The sequence below is a fragment of the Hymenobacter qilianensis genome (assembly GCF_014638675.1).
Classification (GTDB): Bacteria; Bacteroidota; Bacteroidia; order Cytophagales; family Hymenobacteraceae; genus Hymenobacter; species Hymenobacter qilianensis.
This window is the reverse complement of record NZ_BMFN01000002.1, coordinates 1,352,422-1,366,771: the sequence shown is the minus strand read 5'-3', so window position 1 is coordinate 1,366,771 and position 14,350 is coordinate 1,352,422. Positions and strand designations below refer to the sequence as shown.

Annotated in this window: 12 protein-coding genes; 7 read left to right on the top strand and 5 right to left on the bottom strand. The window is 55.1% G+C overall.

The genetic code is table 11. From position 1 onward, the window contains the following. Nucleotides 1-160: 160 nt before the first annotated feature. The 4 genes from IEW06_RS13465 (at nt 161) to IEW06_RS13450 (ending at nt 2,678) form a co-directional block, all read left to right on the top strand. Nucleotides 161-343 carry a hypothetical protein gene (locus IEW06_RS13465; RefSeq protein WP_187732986.1) on the top strand — a complete coding sequence of 61 codons (183 nt, stop codon included), beginning with the start codon at nt 161-163 and terminating at the stop codon, nt 341-343. A 62-nt stretch (nt 344-405) separates the two neighbouring features. After that, nucleotides 406-1,290, top strand: a complete 885-nt coding sequence (locus IEW06_RS13460; protein ID WP_187732985.1) for an alpha/beta fold hydrolase — start codon at nt 406-408, stop codon at nt 1,288-1,290. 94 nt (nt 1,291-1,384) lie between these two features. Continuing rightward, nucleotides 1,385-1,735, top strand: coding sequence for a hypothetical protein (locus IEW06_RS13455; protein WP_187732984.1), 351 nt, complete (start codon nt 1,385-1,387; stop codon nt 1,733-1,735). Nucleotides 1,736-1,844: 109 nt separating this feature from the next. Next, a complete protein-coding gene (locus tag IEW06_RS13450) occupies nt 1,845-2,678 on the top strand; it encodes a TIGR03915 family putative DNA repair protein (RefSeq protein WP_187732983.1) in 834 nt (277 codons plus the stop codon). Between the two features lie 174 nt (nt 2,679-2,852). Here the strand turns inward: IEW06_RS13450 and IEW06_RS13445 are convergent, their stop codons facing one another. Beyond that, nucleotides 2,853-3,776, bottom strand: coding sequence for a helix-turn-helix transcriptional regulator (locus IEW06_RS13445; RefSeq protein ID WP_187732982.1), 924 nt, complete (start codon nt 3,774-3,776; stop codon nt 2,853-2,855). Nucleotides 3,777-3,900: 124 nt separating this feature from the next. Here IEW06_RS13445 and IEW06_RS13440 point away from each other — a divergent pair, with 124 nt between their 5' ends. Next, the gene (locus IEW06_RS13440; RefSeq protein WP_187732981.1) at nt 3,901-5,427 is read left to right on the top strand and encodes an aldehyde dehydrogenase family protein; all 1,527 of its coding nucleotides are present in this window, start codon (nt 3,901-3,903) and stop codon (nt 5,425-5,427) included. Between the two features lie 122 nt (nt 5,428-5,549). Beyond that, the gene (locus IEW06_RS13435) at nt 5,550-5,951 is read left to right on the top strand and encodes a DUF779 domain-containing protein (protein WP_187732980.1); all 402 of its coding nucleotides are present in this window, start codon (nt 5,550-5,552) and stop codon (nt 5,949-5,951) included. Nucleotides 5,952-6,033: 82 nt separating this feature from the next. Here IEW06_RS13435 and IEW06_RS13430 read toward each other — a convergent pair whose 3' ends face one another. From IEW06_RS13430 to pbpC, 3 genes are all read right to left on the bottom strand, one after another. Continuing rightward, the gene (locus IEW06_RS13430) at nt 6,034-6,498 is read right to left on the bottom strand and encodes a YybH family protein (protein WP_187732979.1); all 465 of its coding nucleotides are present in this window, start codon (nt 6,496-6,498) and stop codon (nt 6,034-6,036) included. Between the two features lie 89 nt (nt 6,499-6,587). After that, the gene (locus IEW06_RS13425) at nt 6,588-7,145 is read right to left on the bottom strand and encodes a YMGG-like glycine zipper-containing protein (RefSeq protein WP_187732978.1); all 558 of its coding nucleotides are present in this window, start codon (nt 7,143-7,145) and stop codon (nt 6,588-6,590) included. A gap of 255 nt (nt 7,146-7,400) precedes the next feature. Beyond that, complete coding sequence (pbpC, locus tag IEW06_RS13420; protein ID WP_188548413.1) at nt 7,401-9,827, bottom strand: penicillin-binding protein 1C; 2,427 nt, start codon at nt 9,825-9,827, stop codon at nt 7,401-7,403. 817 nt (nt 9,828-10,644) lie between these two features. Here pbpC and IEW06_RS13415 point away from each other — a divergent pair. Then, nucleotides 10,645-13,377: a S8/S53 family peptidase gene (locus IEW06_RS13415; protein ID WP_187732975.1), complete on the top strand. Its 2,733-nt coding sequence runs from the start codon at nt 10,645-10,647 to the stop codon at nt 13,375-13,377. 101 nt (nt 13,378-13,478) lie between these two features. Here IEW06_RS13415 and IEW06_RS13410 read toward each other — a convergent pair whose 3' ends face one another. Continuing rightward, nucleotides 13,479-14,243, bottom strand: a complete 765-nt coding sequence (locus tag IEW06_RS13410) for a protease inhibitor I42 family protein (RefSeq protein ID WP_187732974.1) — start codon at nt 14,241-14,243, stop codon at nt 13,479-13,481. Nucleotides 14,244-14,350: the final 107 nt, after the last annotated feature.

Here is a 14,350-nt window from a genome sequence, read left to right as displayed (position 1 = left end):
AGCCCCCCAGAAAGCATTAAGCCGCGCCGCAGTGACCAACATACTCCAGCACAACTTCAGTCATTGCGGTGCGGCTCATAGTTTCTCTTCCATTCTGCCACCTCAACGCCGCCCGGCGGCTCTTTATACAACCAACCATTAGCGACCAACTACTACTACCATGACTGTTTCTCACCGCGGCGCCGACGCGTCGGCCGCTCCTTCCGAAGCCTCCAAAACCTCCAAAGTAGCCCGCCTAGCCTGCTGCTGTAAGCTCAGCGACCTATTGCCGCTTGTTCGGCAGCTGCACGAGTCGGTGCGTAATAACACTGCTCGCGACGAGTCGCACCCGGAGGCTGCCTGAGGCTGTGAGACTGGTTTGTAGCTGAGGGGCAACTTCTTACCGCGCCCGTAGTAAGACGGGTTGTGCGCTACGAACTCGAACATCACGACGTCCCTACCAATGGCATTACGCTGCACGTGGTGCAGTGTGGCCCGCTGGATGGCCCGCTGATTATACTGCTACACGGTTTTCCTGAGTTCTGGTACAGCTGGCGACGTCAAATTCCGGCTTTGGCAGAAGCGGGCTACCGAGTGTGGGCACCGGATCAGCGCGGCTACAACCTCAGCGACAAACCTGCCCAGGTTGCGGCGTATAAGATGCCCGCTTTGGCGGCCGATATTATTGGGCTGATTGACGCAGCCGGGCACGAGCGCGCCTTCCTGGTCGGCCACGACTGGGGCGCGCTCGTAGCCTGGAACCTGGCGGCCTATTTCCCTTCCCGGGTGGCGCGGGTGGCTATTCTGAATGTGCCGCACCCGCGGGTGATGACCCAGGAGCTACGGCACAGCATCCGGCAGCTAAGCAAGAGCTGGTATATTTTCTTTTTTCAGCTCTCCTGGCTGCCTGAGAAGGCCTTCAGCTTCAACAACTACCAGCTCGGCGAACAAACTCTGCGCGGCACCAGCCGCCGGGGGGCTTTTAGTACCGAAGATTTAAAGCTTTATAGGGCAGCCTGGGCGCAGCCGGGCGCCATTACCAGTATGCTCAATTGGTATCGGGCAGCGGCGCGCTACATGCGGCAGCTGAATCCGCCGGGGCGCGTGCGGGTGCCGGTACACATCGTGTGGGGCAAGCGCGATGCTTTTCTTAATCCCAACATGGCGCAGGAAAGCCTGGCGTGGTGTGAGGCCGGTCGCCTCACCTATTTTGAACGATCAACGCACTGGGTGCAGCACGAAGATGCCGAAGCCGTCAACGAATTGTTGCTGCGGTTCTTCGGTCATCCGCACGAAAATGGCGGGCAATAACAGGAAGCGAAACACGATAACCTTCTTCCTTACTTAACCTCAGAGCACCGGATGCAGTAAGAAAGGCTAGTGTTCACTTAAACCCAACCGATATATGAGCATTTCCCAATCTGCCGCCGCCACTCACCTAAACGCTTCTCTCGAGATTCTTAAGGGGAATATTACCAACGGTAAAACCCCTGCGCTTGGCAACATCAACGGCTGGAGCGAACTCCTGGAAACAGGCGGCGACCCGGCTTACAAGACAATCGCCGACGATTTGAGAGAGCTGGAAGGTGTTATCAATACCGGTGATGCAAATCAAGTCAGCAGCCAGCTTCTCACTTTGGCCGAACACATCAACAGCGTAGTAGATGGCGCTACGCCCAACTTTATCGATCAGCTGCACGAACTGGCCCAGGCCCTCAGCGACGCAGCCCGCCAGCTGCAACCCGTACAAGGCTAAGCAACTGCCGAAACTGGCCCGTCATGCTGAATCTGGCTTTTGCCTGTTGAAGCATGGCGGGCTGTTGGTTGACTAGCCGGCTAGTGTCGCTATCCATTTATTCCGCTTTATGCACGATTACACCTACGATGGCTCTTTCGATGGCCTGCTGACGGTATTGCTGGAGATGTATGAGCGCAAAACGCCCCCCAACAGCATTCAGCCCGCCGACGCGGCCCAGGGGGGGCTTTTTACAGCCACGGTGCCCATTGCTACCAGCGAGGAAAAAGCCGCGCGCGTGTGGCAAGGCTTGCTGAAATACATGGACAAAGAGGCCCGTACGCGCCTCTACCACGTTTTTCTATCGGAGCGCGCCGACCGCGAAATCATCATTTGCCGCTATGTGCAGTTGGCGGTGGAAGCGAAGGGCCGGGTGGATATTTCAGAAAACTACACCAACGACAGCGTGCGCCTGGTAGCCGACATCGACAAGCAGATGTTCCGCGAAAAGCACCGCATGGAGGCCTTTGTGCGCTTCGAGAAAACGCAGGACGAGCTGTTTCACGCCACTATCGAACCTGACTTTGATGTGCTGCCGCTCATCGCACCCCACTTTACCAAGCGCTACGCCGACCAGCGCTGGCTGATCTTTGACCGCCGCCGTGGCTACGGTCTCTACTACGATCTGCACCGCACCGACATCGTGCAGTTTGAGGAAAAAGCCCCCCAGCGCTCCACCGACATGTCAGCCACAGTGCTGGATGAACGGGAACCGCTGTTTCGCCTGCTCTGGCAAACCTATTTCGACCACGCTAACATTCCGGAGCGCCGCAACATGAAGCTGCACCGGCGCCACATTCCGCTGCGCTACTGGCGTTATTTAAGCGAAAAGCAGCCCCGCGAAACCAGGTTTCAGCCCATTAAGAACAAGACATTAACGAAGGATTCCAGCCAATTGCAGTAATATCAAGGCGCTTACCCAAAGCGTATGTCATGCAGAGCGGAGCGAAGCATCTCGCGTGCTGATGTGAGGTTACTAATCTTAATAAACACGCGAGATGCTTCGGCTTCGCCTCTGCATGACGGCTTTGTGAGTAGGCTTAACTCATTTCATGTTAAAAAGCCCCCCAGCGTGCTTCTATCGGCACCGCTTCTTGTACAAGCCGGGCGTTATCCCTTCGTACTTTTTGAAAAGCGACTGAAAGTAATTTGTGTTGTTAAAACCCGCCCGGAAGCACACGTCGGCCACGGTGGTGAGCGGGTTGCGCAACAGGCGTTTGGCTTCGGCCAGGCGCTCATGAATAATATACTCTACCGGCGTCAGGCCGAACTCGCGCTTGAAGAGGCGGAAGAAGGTGGCTTTGCTCATGCAAGCCAGCTCGCTGAGCTTTTCCACGGTAATTTGCTCCGTGAGGTGGCGCTTGATGTACTGCACCACATGGGCAAAGCGGTGGGAGGTGAGGTGCTGGGCGTAGTTATGAAAAATAAGCTGGCGGGCCTGGGTTTGCATCAGCCGAATAAGCAGCTCCTGAAGCGTGAAAGACGCCAGCACGTCTTTGCTGGCGTGCGTTTCCTGCGAAAGATGAATCAGGCGCTCCAGCGTGCCCGTTAGCTCGGGCGTGTTGGTCAGATGCGCATTTTCGGTCATGGCCAGGCTCCAAGGGGCTTTTTCCTCGGCCAGCGGCAGCCGCTCATTCAGTAAATCTACGGTTTGGCGAATGGTGTCGGCGGGGATGGCCAGGGCCAGGCACTGGGTAGGATTGGTGGCGCTGGCTTCGGGAAAATCGATTTCCATAAGCTGCTGCTCGCCCACAATTACCGATTCGCCGGGCAGGTAATCGAAGGCCGGCCGGCCAGCCAGGTGCATCACTTTCTTGCCGCGCAGCATAGTCGTCAGCACCAGGTTGCCCATGCTGAGCGGCACCTTGCTGGCCGTTTGGCGCGTCTCAAAAATGTTCAGCTCAAAAGCATCCAGCGAGTACACCGTGCGGTTTTCAACCAAAGCGTGGAGCTGATCGGGATGGCGTAGCGCTACGGGCGAAGGCAGAAATACTTGGGACATGGCGGGCGGACTAGAGAGCAGAAAAACTTGCGACTATAGGCGGGAAGACTGAGAGAATACTACACACTTTTCAGCAATAACGAAAGCTAACTTGGGCTAAGTGTTCATTCATAACTCCCACAGCATGGAAACGTTAGAAAATCCCACCACTCTCATCGCGCGCCCCCAGTTCAAATCTCACTACGACAACTTTATTGGCGGCAAGTGGGTAGCCCCCGTTAAAGGCCAGTATTTTGAGAACCCATCACCCATCGATGGCAAGGCCTTTTGTAAGGTAGCCCGCTCCACCAAAGAGGATATTGAGCTGGCCCTGGATGCGGCCCATGAGGCGTTCAAAAGCTGGAGCAAAGCTTCGGCCACCACGCGCAGCAACGTGCTGCTCAAGATTGCCGACATCATGGAAGCCAATCTGGAGCACCTGGCGGCCGTCGAAACTGTGGAGAACGGCAAAGCCATCCGCGAAACCATGGCCGCCGACCTGCCCCTGGCCATCGACCACTTCCGCTATTTCGCGGGCGTTATTCGGGCTGAAGAAGGCTCGGCGACGGAGCTGAATGAAAACACGCTTTCCCTCGTCATTCAGGAGCCGCTGGGTGTGGTGGGCCAGATTATTCCCTGGAACTTCCCGCTGCTGATGGCCACCTGGAAAATTGCCCCCGCCCTGGCCGCCGGCTGCTGCGTGGTAGTAAAGCCCGCCGAGCAGACGCCCGCCAGCATTATGGTGCTCATGGAGCTGATTCAGGACGTGCTGCCTGCCGGGGTAATCAACGTAGTGAATGGCTTTGGGCTGGAAGCCGGCAAGCCGCTGGCCAGCAACAAGCGTGTGCAGAAAGTTGCCTTCACGGGCGAAACCACCACGGGCCGCCTCATTCTGCAATACGCCGCTGAGAACATTATTCCGGTCACGATGGAGCTGGGGGGCAAATCGCCGAATATCTTCTGCAAATCGGTGATGGACCACGACGACGATTTCCTCGACAAATGCCTGGAAGGGGCGGCCATGTTTGCGCTGAACCAGGGCGAAATCTGCACCTGCCCGTCGCGCCTGCTCATCCACGAAGACATTTACGACGCGTTCATGCCCCGCCTGATTGAGCGCGTAAAAGCTATCAAGCTCGGCCACCCCCTCGACCCCGACACCATGATGGGCGCTCAGGCCTCGAACGATCAGTACGAGAAGATTCTGAGCTACCTCGAAATTGGCAAGGCCGAAGGCGCGGAAGTGCTGGTTGGCGGTGAAGCCCACGCTCATGATCATGAAGAGTTGACCGAAGGCTATTACATCAAGCCCACCATCTTCCGCGGCCACAACAAAATGCGCATCTTCCAGGAGGAAATCTTCGGCCCTGTGCTGTCGGTTACCACCTTCAAGGACAACGACGAAGCCATTGCCCTGGCCAACGACACGCTCTACGGCCTGGGCGCCGGCCTCTGGAGCCGCGACGCCCACGAGCTCTACCAGATGCCCCGCGCCATTCAGGCCGGCCGCGTGTGGGTAAACTGCTACCACGACTATCCCGCCGGCGCGCCCTTCGGTGGCTACAAAGCATCAGGTTTTGGCCGCGAAAACCACAAGATGATGCTGGCCCACTACCGCCAGACCAAGAACATGCTAATATCCTATAGCCAGCAGAAACTAGGCTTCTTTTAATAAGGTGAAATTGTGAAGTGGTGAAATGGTGAGTTTGACGTTCTGAAGGAGCAAAACGCGCAGATAGAACGTCAAACTCACCATTTCACCACTTCACAATTTCACCACTCACCATATCACTGATGCCAACTCCCCGCGTCCTCGTAACTCCTGCTGCCGAAGCTACCATTGATTTGCTCCGCGATGAGCACGGCCCGCTGATGTTTCACCAGAGCGGCGGCTGCTGCGACGGCTCTTCGCCCATGTGCTTTGCGGCGGGCGAGTTCCGCGTGGGCGGCTCCGACGTGTGGCTGGGCACCATCCACGGCTGCGACTTCTTCATGAGCGCCAGTCAGTTTGAGTACTGGCAGCACACCCAACTCACGGTAGACGTCACGAAGGGCCGCGGGGCCAGCTTCTCGCTGGAAATTCCGCTGGGCGTGCGCTTCCTGATTCGCTCGCGGCTATTTACTGAGGAAGAGTCAAAGCACATGGAACCGGTGCTGGATGGGGAAGAATATCTGGCCCGCACAACGGAGTCGTAGTAAAAACGAATGCCAAAAAAAGCCCCCCAGATCAGGTCTGGGGGGCTTTTTTTATGTATGATGCAGCAAGAAACAATCTACATTATTTCACGCGCACCGGCAAGCCTTCGAGTTGGGCGTAGCTGAGTTTCCAGCTGCCTTTCGGGTTCTTTTTCCAGAGCAGGATGAAGTTGCCTTCGCCCTCACCCATGGGGGCGCCCGGCGTTGTTGGCTCCACATCTACGGAGTACGTGCCGGCTTCGTAAGCTGTTTGCGCGTCGGTGCCGGAGCTTACTACGTTGGTGCGCAGGTTAGAAATGGTGCCCATGGTTTCGCGCACCCAACGGTTAGAAACTTCTGATTTACCCTGAAAGTGGGCTTCTCCTTGCAGAAAATGCACATCATCGGCGAAGAGCGTATCTAGCTGAATGGCATTTTTGCTGTTCCAGGCACTGATAAACTGCTGATTCAGCGTCTGCGCATTTACGGCCGAGTCTTTCTCGTCGGTTTTGGTGCAAGAAGCCGTCAGAAGTACGGTAGCGGACAAAATCCAAAGCAAGGATTTCATAAAAAGGGGAGTGTTAGTGTGAGGACTGTACAAAAATTCGCCGGCTCCGGCACAAGGCAAGAGTCGGCGAAAGTAGAAAAATTCGGTGGTTACCAGCTCTTTCTGCGCACTTCCGAAGAAGGATACGGCGTGTTACGCTCGCCATACGACTCGTTGGGCAGGTAAGCAGCGTTGGAAGCAGTAGGAGCACCGTCGGTGCCAACAAGCATCATCGGAGCGGTAGCGGCAAAGCCATTGGCCATCATTGGGTATTGCTGGGCCTGAGGCTTGGGAGCAGTAGCTACAGCAGCTTTCTTTTCAGCAGCATCTACGCGGCGGGCCAGGGCAGCACGCTCGGCGCGTTCGGCCGCAGCCCGGTTGGCGGCAGCACGGTTAGCAGCGGCTACGCGGGCGGCTTCTTTGCGTTTGTTGTCGGTGCGCTTACCAATGGCATAGCCCACGCCAGCGCCGGCCACTCCACCTACCACACCACCCACGGGGCGGTTGCGCTTATGAATAATAGCGCCAGCAGCGGCACCACCTACACCACCAATTACGGCACCCTTGGCCTGCGGGCTCCAGGGCTTTTTCTCCTGAGCCTGAACCGTGCTACCGAAGGTCACCGTGATCAGCAGAATCAGCGTCGATATATAACTGAGCTTTTTCATGACGAATGTTTTAAGTTGGGAATCTTATACAAATTCTTAGCAGGTAAATACAAGCACCGTGCCACAACAACTCAACCGTTGATGATGCTCTTAACGGAGTAGAGTGCAATAAGGATTATCCGATTTAAGACGAAAGTCAGATAAAGTGGGGCAATTCGCTCTAAATCAGGGAATAATTCCTCTCTTTTATGCCCTTCCAAAGTGCTGTTTTTGTGAGCAATAGACGGCGCAGAAAACAGCACAAATACCGTTGCTCTACAGCTCCGTTACCGTGATTTGAATATCCGTATTGCGGCCGTGGTCGTCGGCGCAGGATATTTTTAGCGGCCCGGCCGACGGGCGAAAAAAGACACGCTCCGTAGCTGGCGCGGCTCGCAAAAACTCGTCATTCACGTACCAATACACCTGCCGAACTTCGCTGTCGGTCGTGCAGCTCAGTAATAGCTGCTGCCCTTCTCCCCGGTTGAGCACATAGTCAGTGCCCGCCAAGGGTGAAATGATGCTGGGGGCCATTTCGGGCCCGCCGCGCACAAGCTGGCAAGCGGGGTTGTGTGGCGGCAGTCGTCGGTAGGGCAAGCCTTGAGTTTCGCGGAAAGCAGCCACGCCGGGGGGCAAATTTGGGTACAGCTCGCGCCGAAAACCGGCTGCCGGGGCACAGGCCCGGCAATACACACTCGCGCCATCGGCCGCCAGCAGCACCTCGCGCTGGTGCTGGCAGCGCTGCCCCGACGACACGCCCGGCAGGAAATAATCGATGAGCTGATTGGGGCAATGCTCACCCGGCGGGCGGCCGCTCTCAGCGCACACCAACCGGAAATCCAAGCTGCTGGGGGGCAAAAACCAGTTGTTAGGTGAGTTGTAGGCCAGCGCATTAAACAAGTCGAATAGGAGGGGAGTGGCCACCTCCGAGCCCGTCAGGGCCGGTGCCCCGTGCCCGCTGAAGTTGCCCACCCACACCCCAGTGGTGTATTCCCGGTTGTAGCCGATGCTCCAGGCGTCGCGGCGGCCGTAGCTGGTGCCCGTCTTCCAGGCAATCTTGGGCAGGCGCCGGCTGGTTTCGTAGCCCACCGGCAAATCAGGGCGCGTAAGCTGAGCGAGAATGTCGGTGGTGAGATAGGCCGCCGACTCGGAAAACAAAGAAATTTGCCCCCCAGGTGTGACCTCACTCCCTAGCCCCCTCGCCGAAGGGAGAGGGTGAACTAGTTCTAGCTTTTTAGATCTGACTACATTTTCTAGAATTCTAGTTTTTAAAGCTGGTTCCCCCTCTCCCTTCGGCGAGGGGGCTAGGGGGTAAGGCCAATTGTTGAGGTCGTGTGAAGTAGTCCACGCCAGCGCCTGATACCGGCCGCCGTTTGCCAGCGTCACATACAGATTCGTCAGTTCCTCGAGCGTTGCCCCGCAGCCGCCCAGAATCGTGCTCAGGCCCAAATGCGGCGCATCGCGGGCCACGCGGCGAAAGCCAGCCTGGGTAAGCTTATCCGTGAAGGCAGGCACGCCTAGCTCAGCCAGTACGCTTACCGCCGGAATATTAAGCGAAAAAGCCAAGGCTCGCTCCACGGTTACCTCCCCGTGGCAGCGCTTATCGAAGTTCTCGGGGCGGTAGCCGCGGAAGTTGGTGGGTACATCAGGTAACAACTGTTTGGGCGTAAGCAGCCCTTGGTCCATGGCCAGCGCATACAAAAAAGGCTTAAGCGTGCTACCCGGCGAGCGAACGGCCAGCACCCCATCGTTCTGTCCTTGATTGTTGATGTCGCCGAAGTCAGCCGAGCCCACGTAGGCTTCCACGGCGCGGGTGCGGTTATTCACGACCAGCACTGCCGCATTCGTAATGCCCAAGGCGTGTAAGCGGCGCACATAATTGCGCGTCAAATCTTCGGCTTTGGCTTGCTTGCTGCGCTGCAACGTGGAACTGATGCTGGCTTGACCCGCAAACTGCCGCACCAGTCGTCGCGCCAGGTGGGGCGCCAAAGCAGGCGCCGCGTGACGCTGCACATCCAGCGGCTCCAGTAATGCGTCGGCAATAGCTTGTTTGGAAAACAGATTTTGCCCCCCAAAGCGCCGCAGCCACCTATTTCGCTCCTTCAGAATAGCGGCGTTGTGCTTGCCCAAAACCAAACCCGTAGGCCGGTTTGGGATGATTGCCAACGTCACCGTCTGGGCCAGCGACAGGTAATCCGGGGGCTGCTGAAAGTACAGGAGCGCCGCCGATTTCACGCCCTCTACGTTGCCACCGTAGGGTATCAGGTTCAGGTATAGCTGCAGGATTTCATCCTTACTGTAATGTGCCTCCAGCTGCACCGCACGCATTATTTCCAGCAGTTTGTTCGCTACCGTGCGCTCCTTGGGCTCCAGCAGGCGCGCCACCTGCATCGTGATGGTGCTGGCTCCCGTCGTGCGGCCTTGCGTGAAAGCATTACGCGTTGCGGCTTTGACAATGGCCAGCGGATTGACGCCAAAGTGGTAATAGAAGTAACGGTCTTCCTTTTCAATAATGGCGGTGCGCAACACGGGGGTTATCTCTCGCAATTCGGTCTTCATCCGCCACTTCTGCGTGGGGTTGAGGTAGGCGTGCAGCACCGAGCCATCAGCCGCCAGCACGATAGGCGAGTATTGGGGGGCAAAAGGTAGCGGAAACAGACGGTCGAGGCCCAGTAATATCAATGACCCGACCAGCAATGTCATTCCCAATCGTGCTTTGTGCTGCCGAGTCATAATCAAATATAACCGTGCACAGGCTTCTAAACCAGCGTGCAGAGTTCACTGGTGGAAGAAGAATGATGGCCGCGCTGGCGACACTTTTTGCTTCTGATATAAGCTCAGGCTATTATATATTAATAAAATCATATGTCACAAATTAGCCTAATCTTTTCCGAAAAGAGCGCAAAAAAGTTGCATTTCTTCAAATCCAATCCATGGGTATGCATCGTAGGTAAAAGCTCGGAAGAATTTAGAAAAGCTTACCAATTCATTTTCTGAGGGTATTTCAGTTTGGTAATTAAACTGCAGAGTAAAAATGCTTTTAATGATGTGTGTCACAAAAGGACTTTAGTCTTCCTTTTTACACCAGTGTCCGGTAAATAATATTGTAACGATTACAAAAGGTAGTACAAGCGATAGTGCGTTTAAATGCTTGTTCAACAATTAATTGCAGCGTTTAATAGTCGAGCTTAGCTGTGTAATAGCTAATAATTAATTCAAAAGTGCCTCGATAATGCATGCGATTTTGATGTAAAAGGGCGGCTTTTACGCTGAACTCTTGTAAAGGTTTTGCAAAGAGAAAAAAGATTTAAAATAATATAAATCGTTCTCCACGCGAATAAATTAAATGCAGGAAATCCATTTAAGAATCGCTGCACGTATATATAGATGATCAAGTGTTGCTGATTACTTTAAAGGGTTTTGTAATTGTTTTAATGGTTTTTCTAGCAGGCGTTTATCCTGCATAGTTGCTCAGTTTTCTTTCTTCTTTCCCACTCTCCATCTATTCCAAAACCTCTACATGAAAGGCAAGTTTCTCACAACCCTTCTGCTGGTTGGCCTGTCGGTCACCACGTCTTTTGGGCAGGCCACCGTTGATCCGGAGCTACGGGCCGCCCTCAAGACCAACCCTCTTGCACAAGTAATAGTCACCTTCAAGGGCGACGGAGCCCCGCAGCCTACGCAGCTGAGCTTACTCCAGCAATTAGGCATTACCAAGGGCATTTCCTTCCGGGCCTTGCCAATAGCTGGTGTATTGGCAACTGCCTCTCAAGTAGATGCGTTGGCAAGCAACCCCCAAGTGCGGTCGCTCTACATCAACAAGAAGCTCGACTACTACAATTTTGACGACACCAACCTGACTGGCGTAAAGCGCCTGCGCACGGACAAGGAGACAACTGCCCGCAACGGTGGCCTGCCCGTATCCGGAAAAGGTGTTGGTGTTCTCATTAACGATAGTGGTGTTGATGGTACTCATGACGACATCAAGCTAGGTACGCACCTAGTACAGAACGTCTTAGGTTCTACCAACCTGAACGCTCAGGATGCGATGCTGCCCGTTACTTATTTGGAAAACGTGCCGAACACTGATACCAACTCTGGTCACGGCACGCACTGCGCCGGTACTGTGGGGGGCAATGGTGCCAAGTCGGGGGGCAAATATGAGGGTGTAGCGCCCGGCGCTAACTTATTGGGCTACGGCTCGGGTGGTGCGCTGCTCGTGCTGGACGCCATTGGTGGTTTCGACTACGCTCTTACCCACCAGGCCCAATACAACATCCGCGTTATCAGCAACTCTTTCGGTACCAGTGGCGACTTCAATCCTGATCAGCCGATAAACGTGGTTACCAAGAAGTGCTACGACCGCGGCATGGTAGTGGTATTTGCCGCCGGTAACGAAGGCCCTAGCGCCGATACGCACAACCCCTACGCCATTGCTCCCTGGACTATCTCGGTAGGCGCCGGTGACCGCAACGGCCTGATAGCTGACTTTTCGTCCCGTGGTGTACGCGGTGAGCAAGGTACTTTCACTGTTGATGGTGAAACCTGGACTTTTAAGAATGAGCCTTCTATTGTAGCTCCTGGTGTAGATGTGGTTTCTACTCGTGCTGTTGCTCCGGTATCTTCCTTAGGTACACAGCAGGACATTGAAGTACTGCCTGCCGGTCAGGTTCCTTTCTACACCCACATGAGTGGTACGTCGATGGCAACGCCTCACGTAGCAGGTATTGTGGCTCTTTTGCTCGAAGCTAAGCCTTCTCTCTCGCCAGCTCAGGTAAAGGAAATATTGATGAAAACTGCTACCAACATGCCCGGCCATGAGTCGTGGGAAGTGGGTGCTGGCTACGTAAATGCCTTTGCCGCCGTCGATCAGGCTTTACGTTCTTCCAACTTTGGCTCGACGGTGAATGCTACTCGTCGCTTCAACAGCAGCGTAAACGCACAAACCACTACGGTGCCGTTTACCATCAACTTCAACCCTATTCTGACCACGGGTAATTCGCTTACTTTCCCCGTAAACCCTGGTACTAACAGCGTAGAGGTAAAGATTTCTTCCAGAGGTATTCTCGGTGAGACTGGTAACCTGACAAACCTAGTGTTGATTGATCCGAACGGCGTACGCTATACCTCTGGCACGCCTGTTACGTTCACGCTTACTACCGACCGGGGCGTAGCTGTAGCTTCTCCCATCGCCGGCACTTGGACTGTGGCCGTTGAAGGTTTGCGCGGTATAGCTTTTCCCGAAACCGTTACAGGCAATATCTCGCTGCTAACGCCAAGCGGCACCACAAACCTTGCTGACATCGTTGGTCACCCAGCCGAAGCTGCTATCAAAATGGCTGTGACCAGTCGCCTCGTAGATGGTTTGGCCACTGGTTTCCAGCCCAATGCTAATCTAACCCGCATTCAGCTAGCCGACTATCTGTTGATGGGCCAAGGCATTCGTCAGTATTTGCCCACCAGCGGTGCCCGTACTTTCTCTGATGTAACAACTGCCAACGACATTCTGCTGACCGAAGCTGTAGCTGCCAAGGGCGCCGCCCAGCGCGACCGTTTCCACCAGTTTAACGGCGTAATGCGGCCTACCGCAGCGGGTACTTTCTCGCCTGCTGGCACCGTTAGCCGTGCCGAGCTAGCTTATTCGCTCGTGCAGGGCCTAGGCTTCCAGCAGTTTGCGCTGGAGCGCAACGGTAAGCCAGTAACAGTGCAGGTAAATGGTAAGACCGTTGCCATCGACGACGCTTCCAAGATTCCAGCCGGCCTGGAGGGCTACGTAAGCGTTGCCCTGGAGCTGAACCTGATCAACGCTTACTACACAGTAAAGCAGGGTCCATTCGACTTGCAGCCCACTATTCAGGCTACGTTCAAGCCCGCCCAAACCGTAACCCGCGCTGATTTCGCTGTAATTGTGAGCCGTACGTTCCCACAATACAACGCTCAGACGCAGCCAACCGCTGCGGCTAGCACTAGCGCTGCCACTGCAACCAAGGGCGCAGTAGCCCAGGAAACGGTAGCTTATCCGAACCCTTTCTCTGGTACTACTACTATCAACTACTACGTGGCCGAAGAAGGCCCTGTAAGTGTAGAAGTGTTCAGCTCGATGGGTCACAAAGTGCAGACGCTGGTTTCGGGCTCGGAAGCAGCTGGCAACCACCAGGTGAAATTCGACGCTGGGAACCTGTCGCGCGGTACTTACCTCTACAAGGTGAAAACTGGTGCAAACGTTACGACCAAGCGCTTGGTAGTGCAGTAAGACTGCTTCATTGAACTACATTAAAAAAGGAAGCCTGCTCCACGGAGCAGGCTTCCTTTTTTTGCTTTTGGCGAATGAGGTGCTGAATTCAGAATGCGCACTTATCGAGGTGGCTCGGGCACTTCTACCTCTAGTTCAAAATCGCGCTTGGGCGGGGCTTGGTTGTCGGTGGCGTTGCGGTACAAAAAACGCAGCGTGGTTTTGCCAGGGTTCAGCGCTTGAAACTGAAACGTTATGTCTTCCGGATTATCGGCTTTGCGCTTTCTTGATTTCTTCTGCGGCTGTTCGGGCTGGGCTGTTACAAGCTGAATGACGTTGTCGGCGATGGGCATTACTTCCCACTTGTATTGGGCGCCGGCGGTGTTATCTAGCCTGATCTGGAGCTGGTCGCCTTTGTTCACTTTCACCCGGCTGTGGTTACCATATTCGCTGATGTTCACGTTTTTGGCCACTCCCGGCTGGTCGATGGTGACATAAGCGTGAAAAAAGCCTCCCAGCGGCGAATATCCAGTGCCGGGCAGCGCCGACACCAAAGCCAAATCGAGGCCACCCGCCCCAACGGCTTGAAAGTGAATCTCAAAAGTAGCAGGTGCTCCCGGCACGCCGCTACTCACCCCAGGCAGATTGTGTGTAGTCGTAACGGATAATTGGCCGGGATAATTCTGGACCAGCCGCCACCCGAAGCGCGGTGAAACCGTGGGCAAGCGCACTATCAACTGGTCGCCGACAGTGAGTTGCACTTGCTTGCCGTTGTCGGCCGCCGTGAGCGTGACGATATCAGCGCGCGAAGGAGTGGAGGACAGGAAAATGGTAAGTATGAAGAGCGCTAGCAGCGCGTAGCGCGGAAAGGAAGGATGCGGTTTCATAAGCGGTGTATAACATAAGGTTATATGTAACAACACAGCCGGCGCTTAGAAAGTCGCCGGCTGTGCCTGGGTGATGGTGTATATGTTTTGAGGGTTGGAAAGGCTTC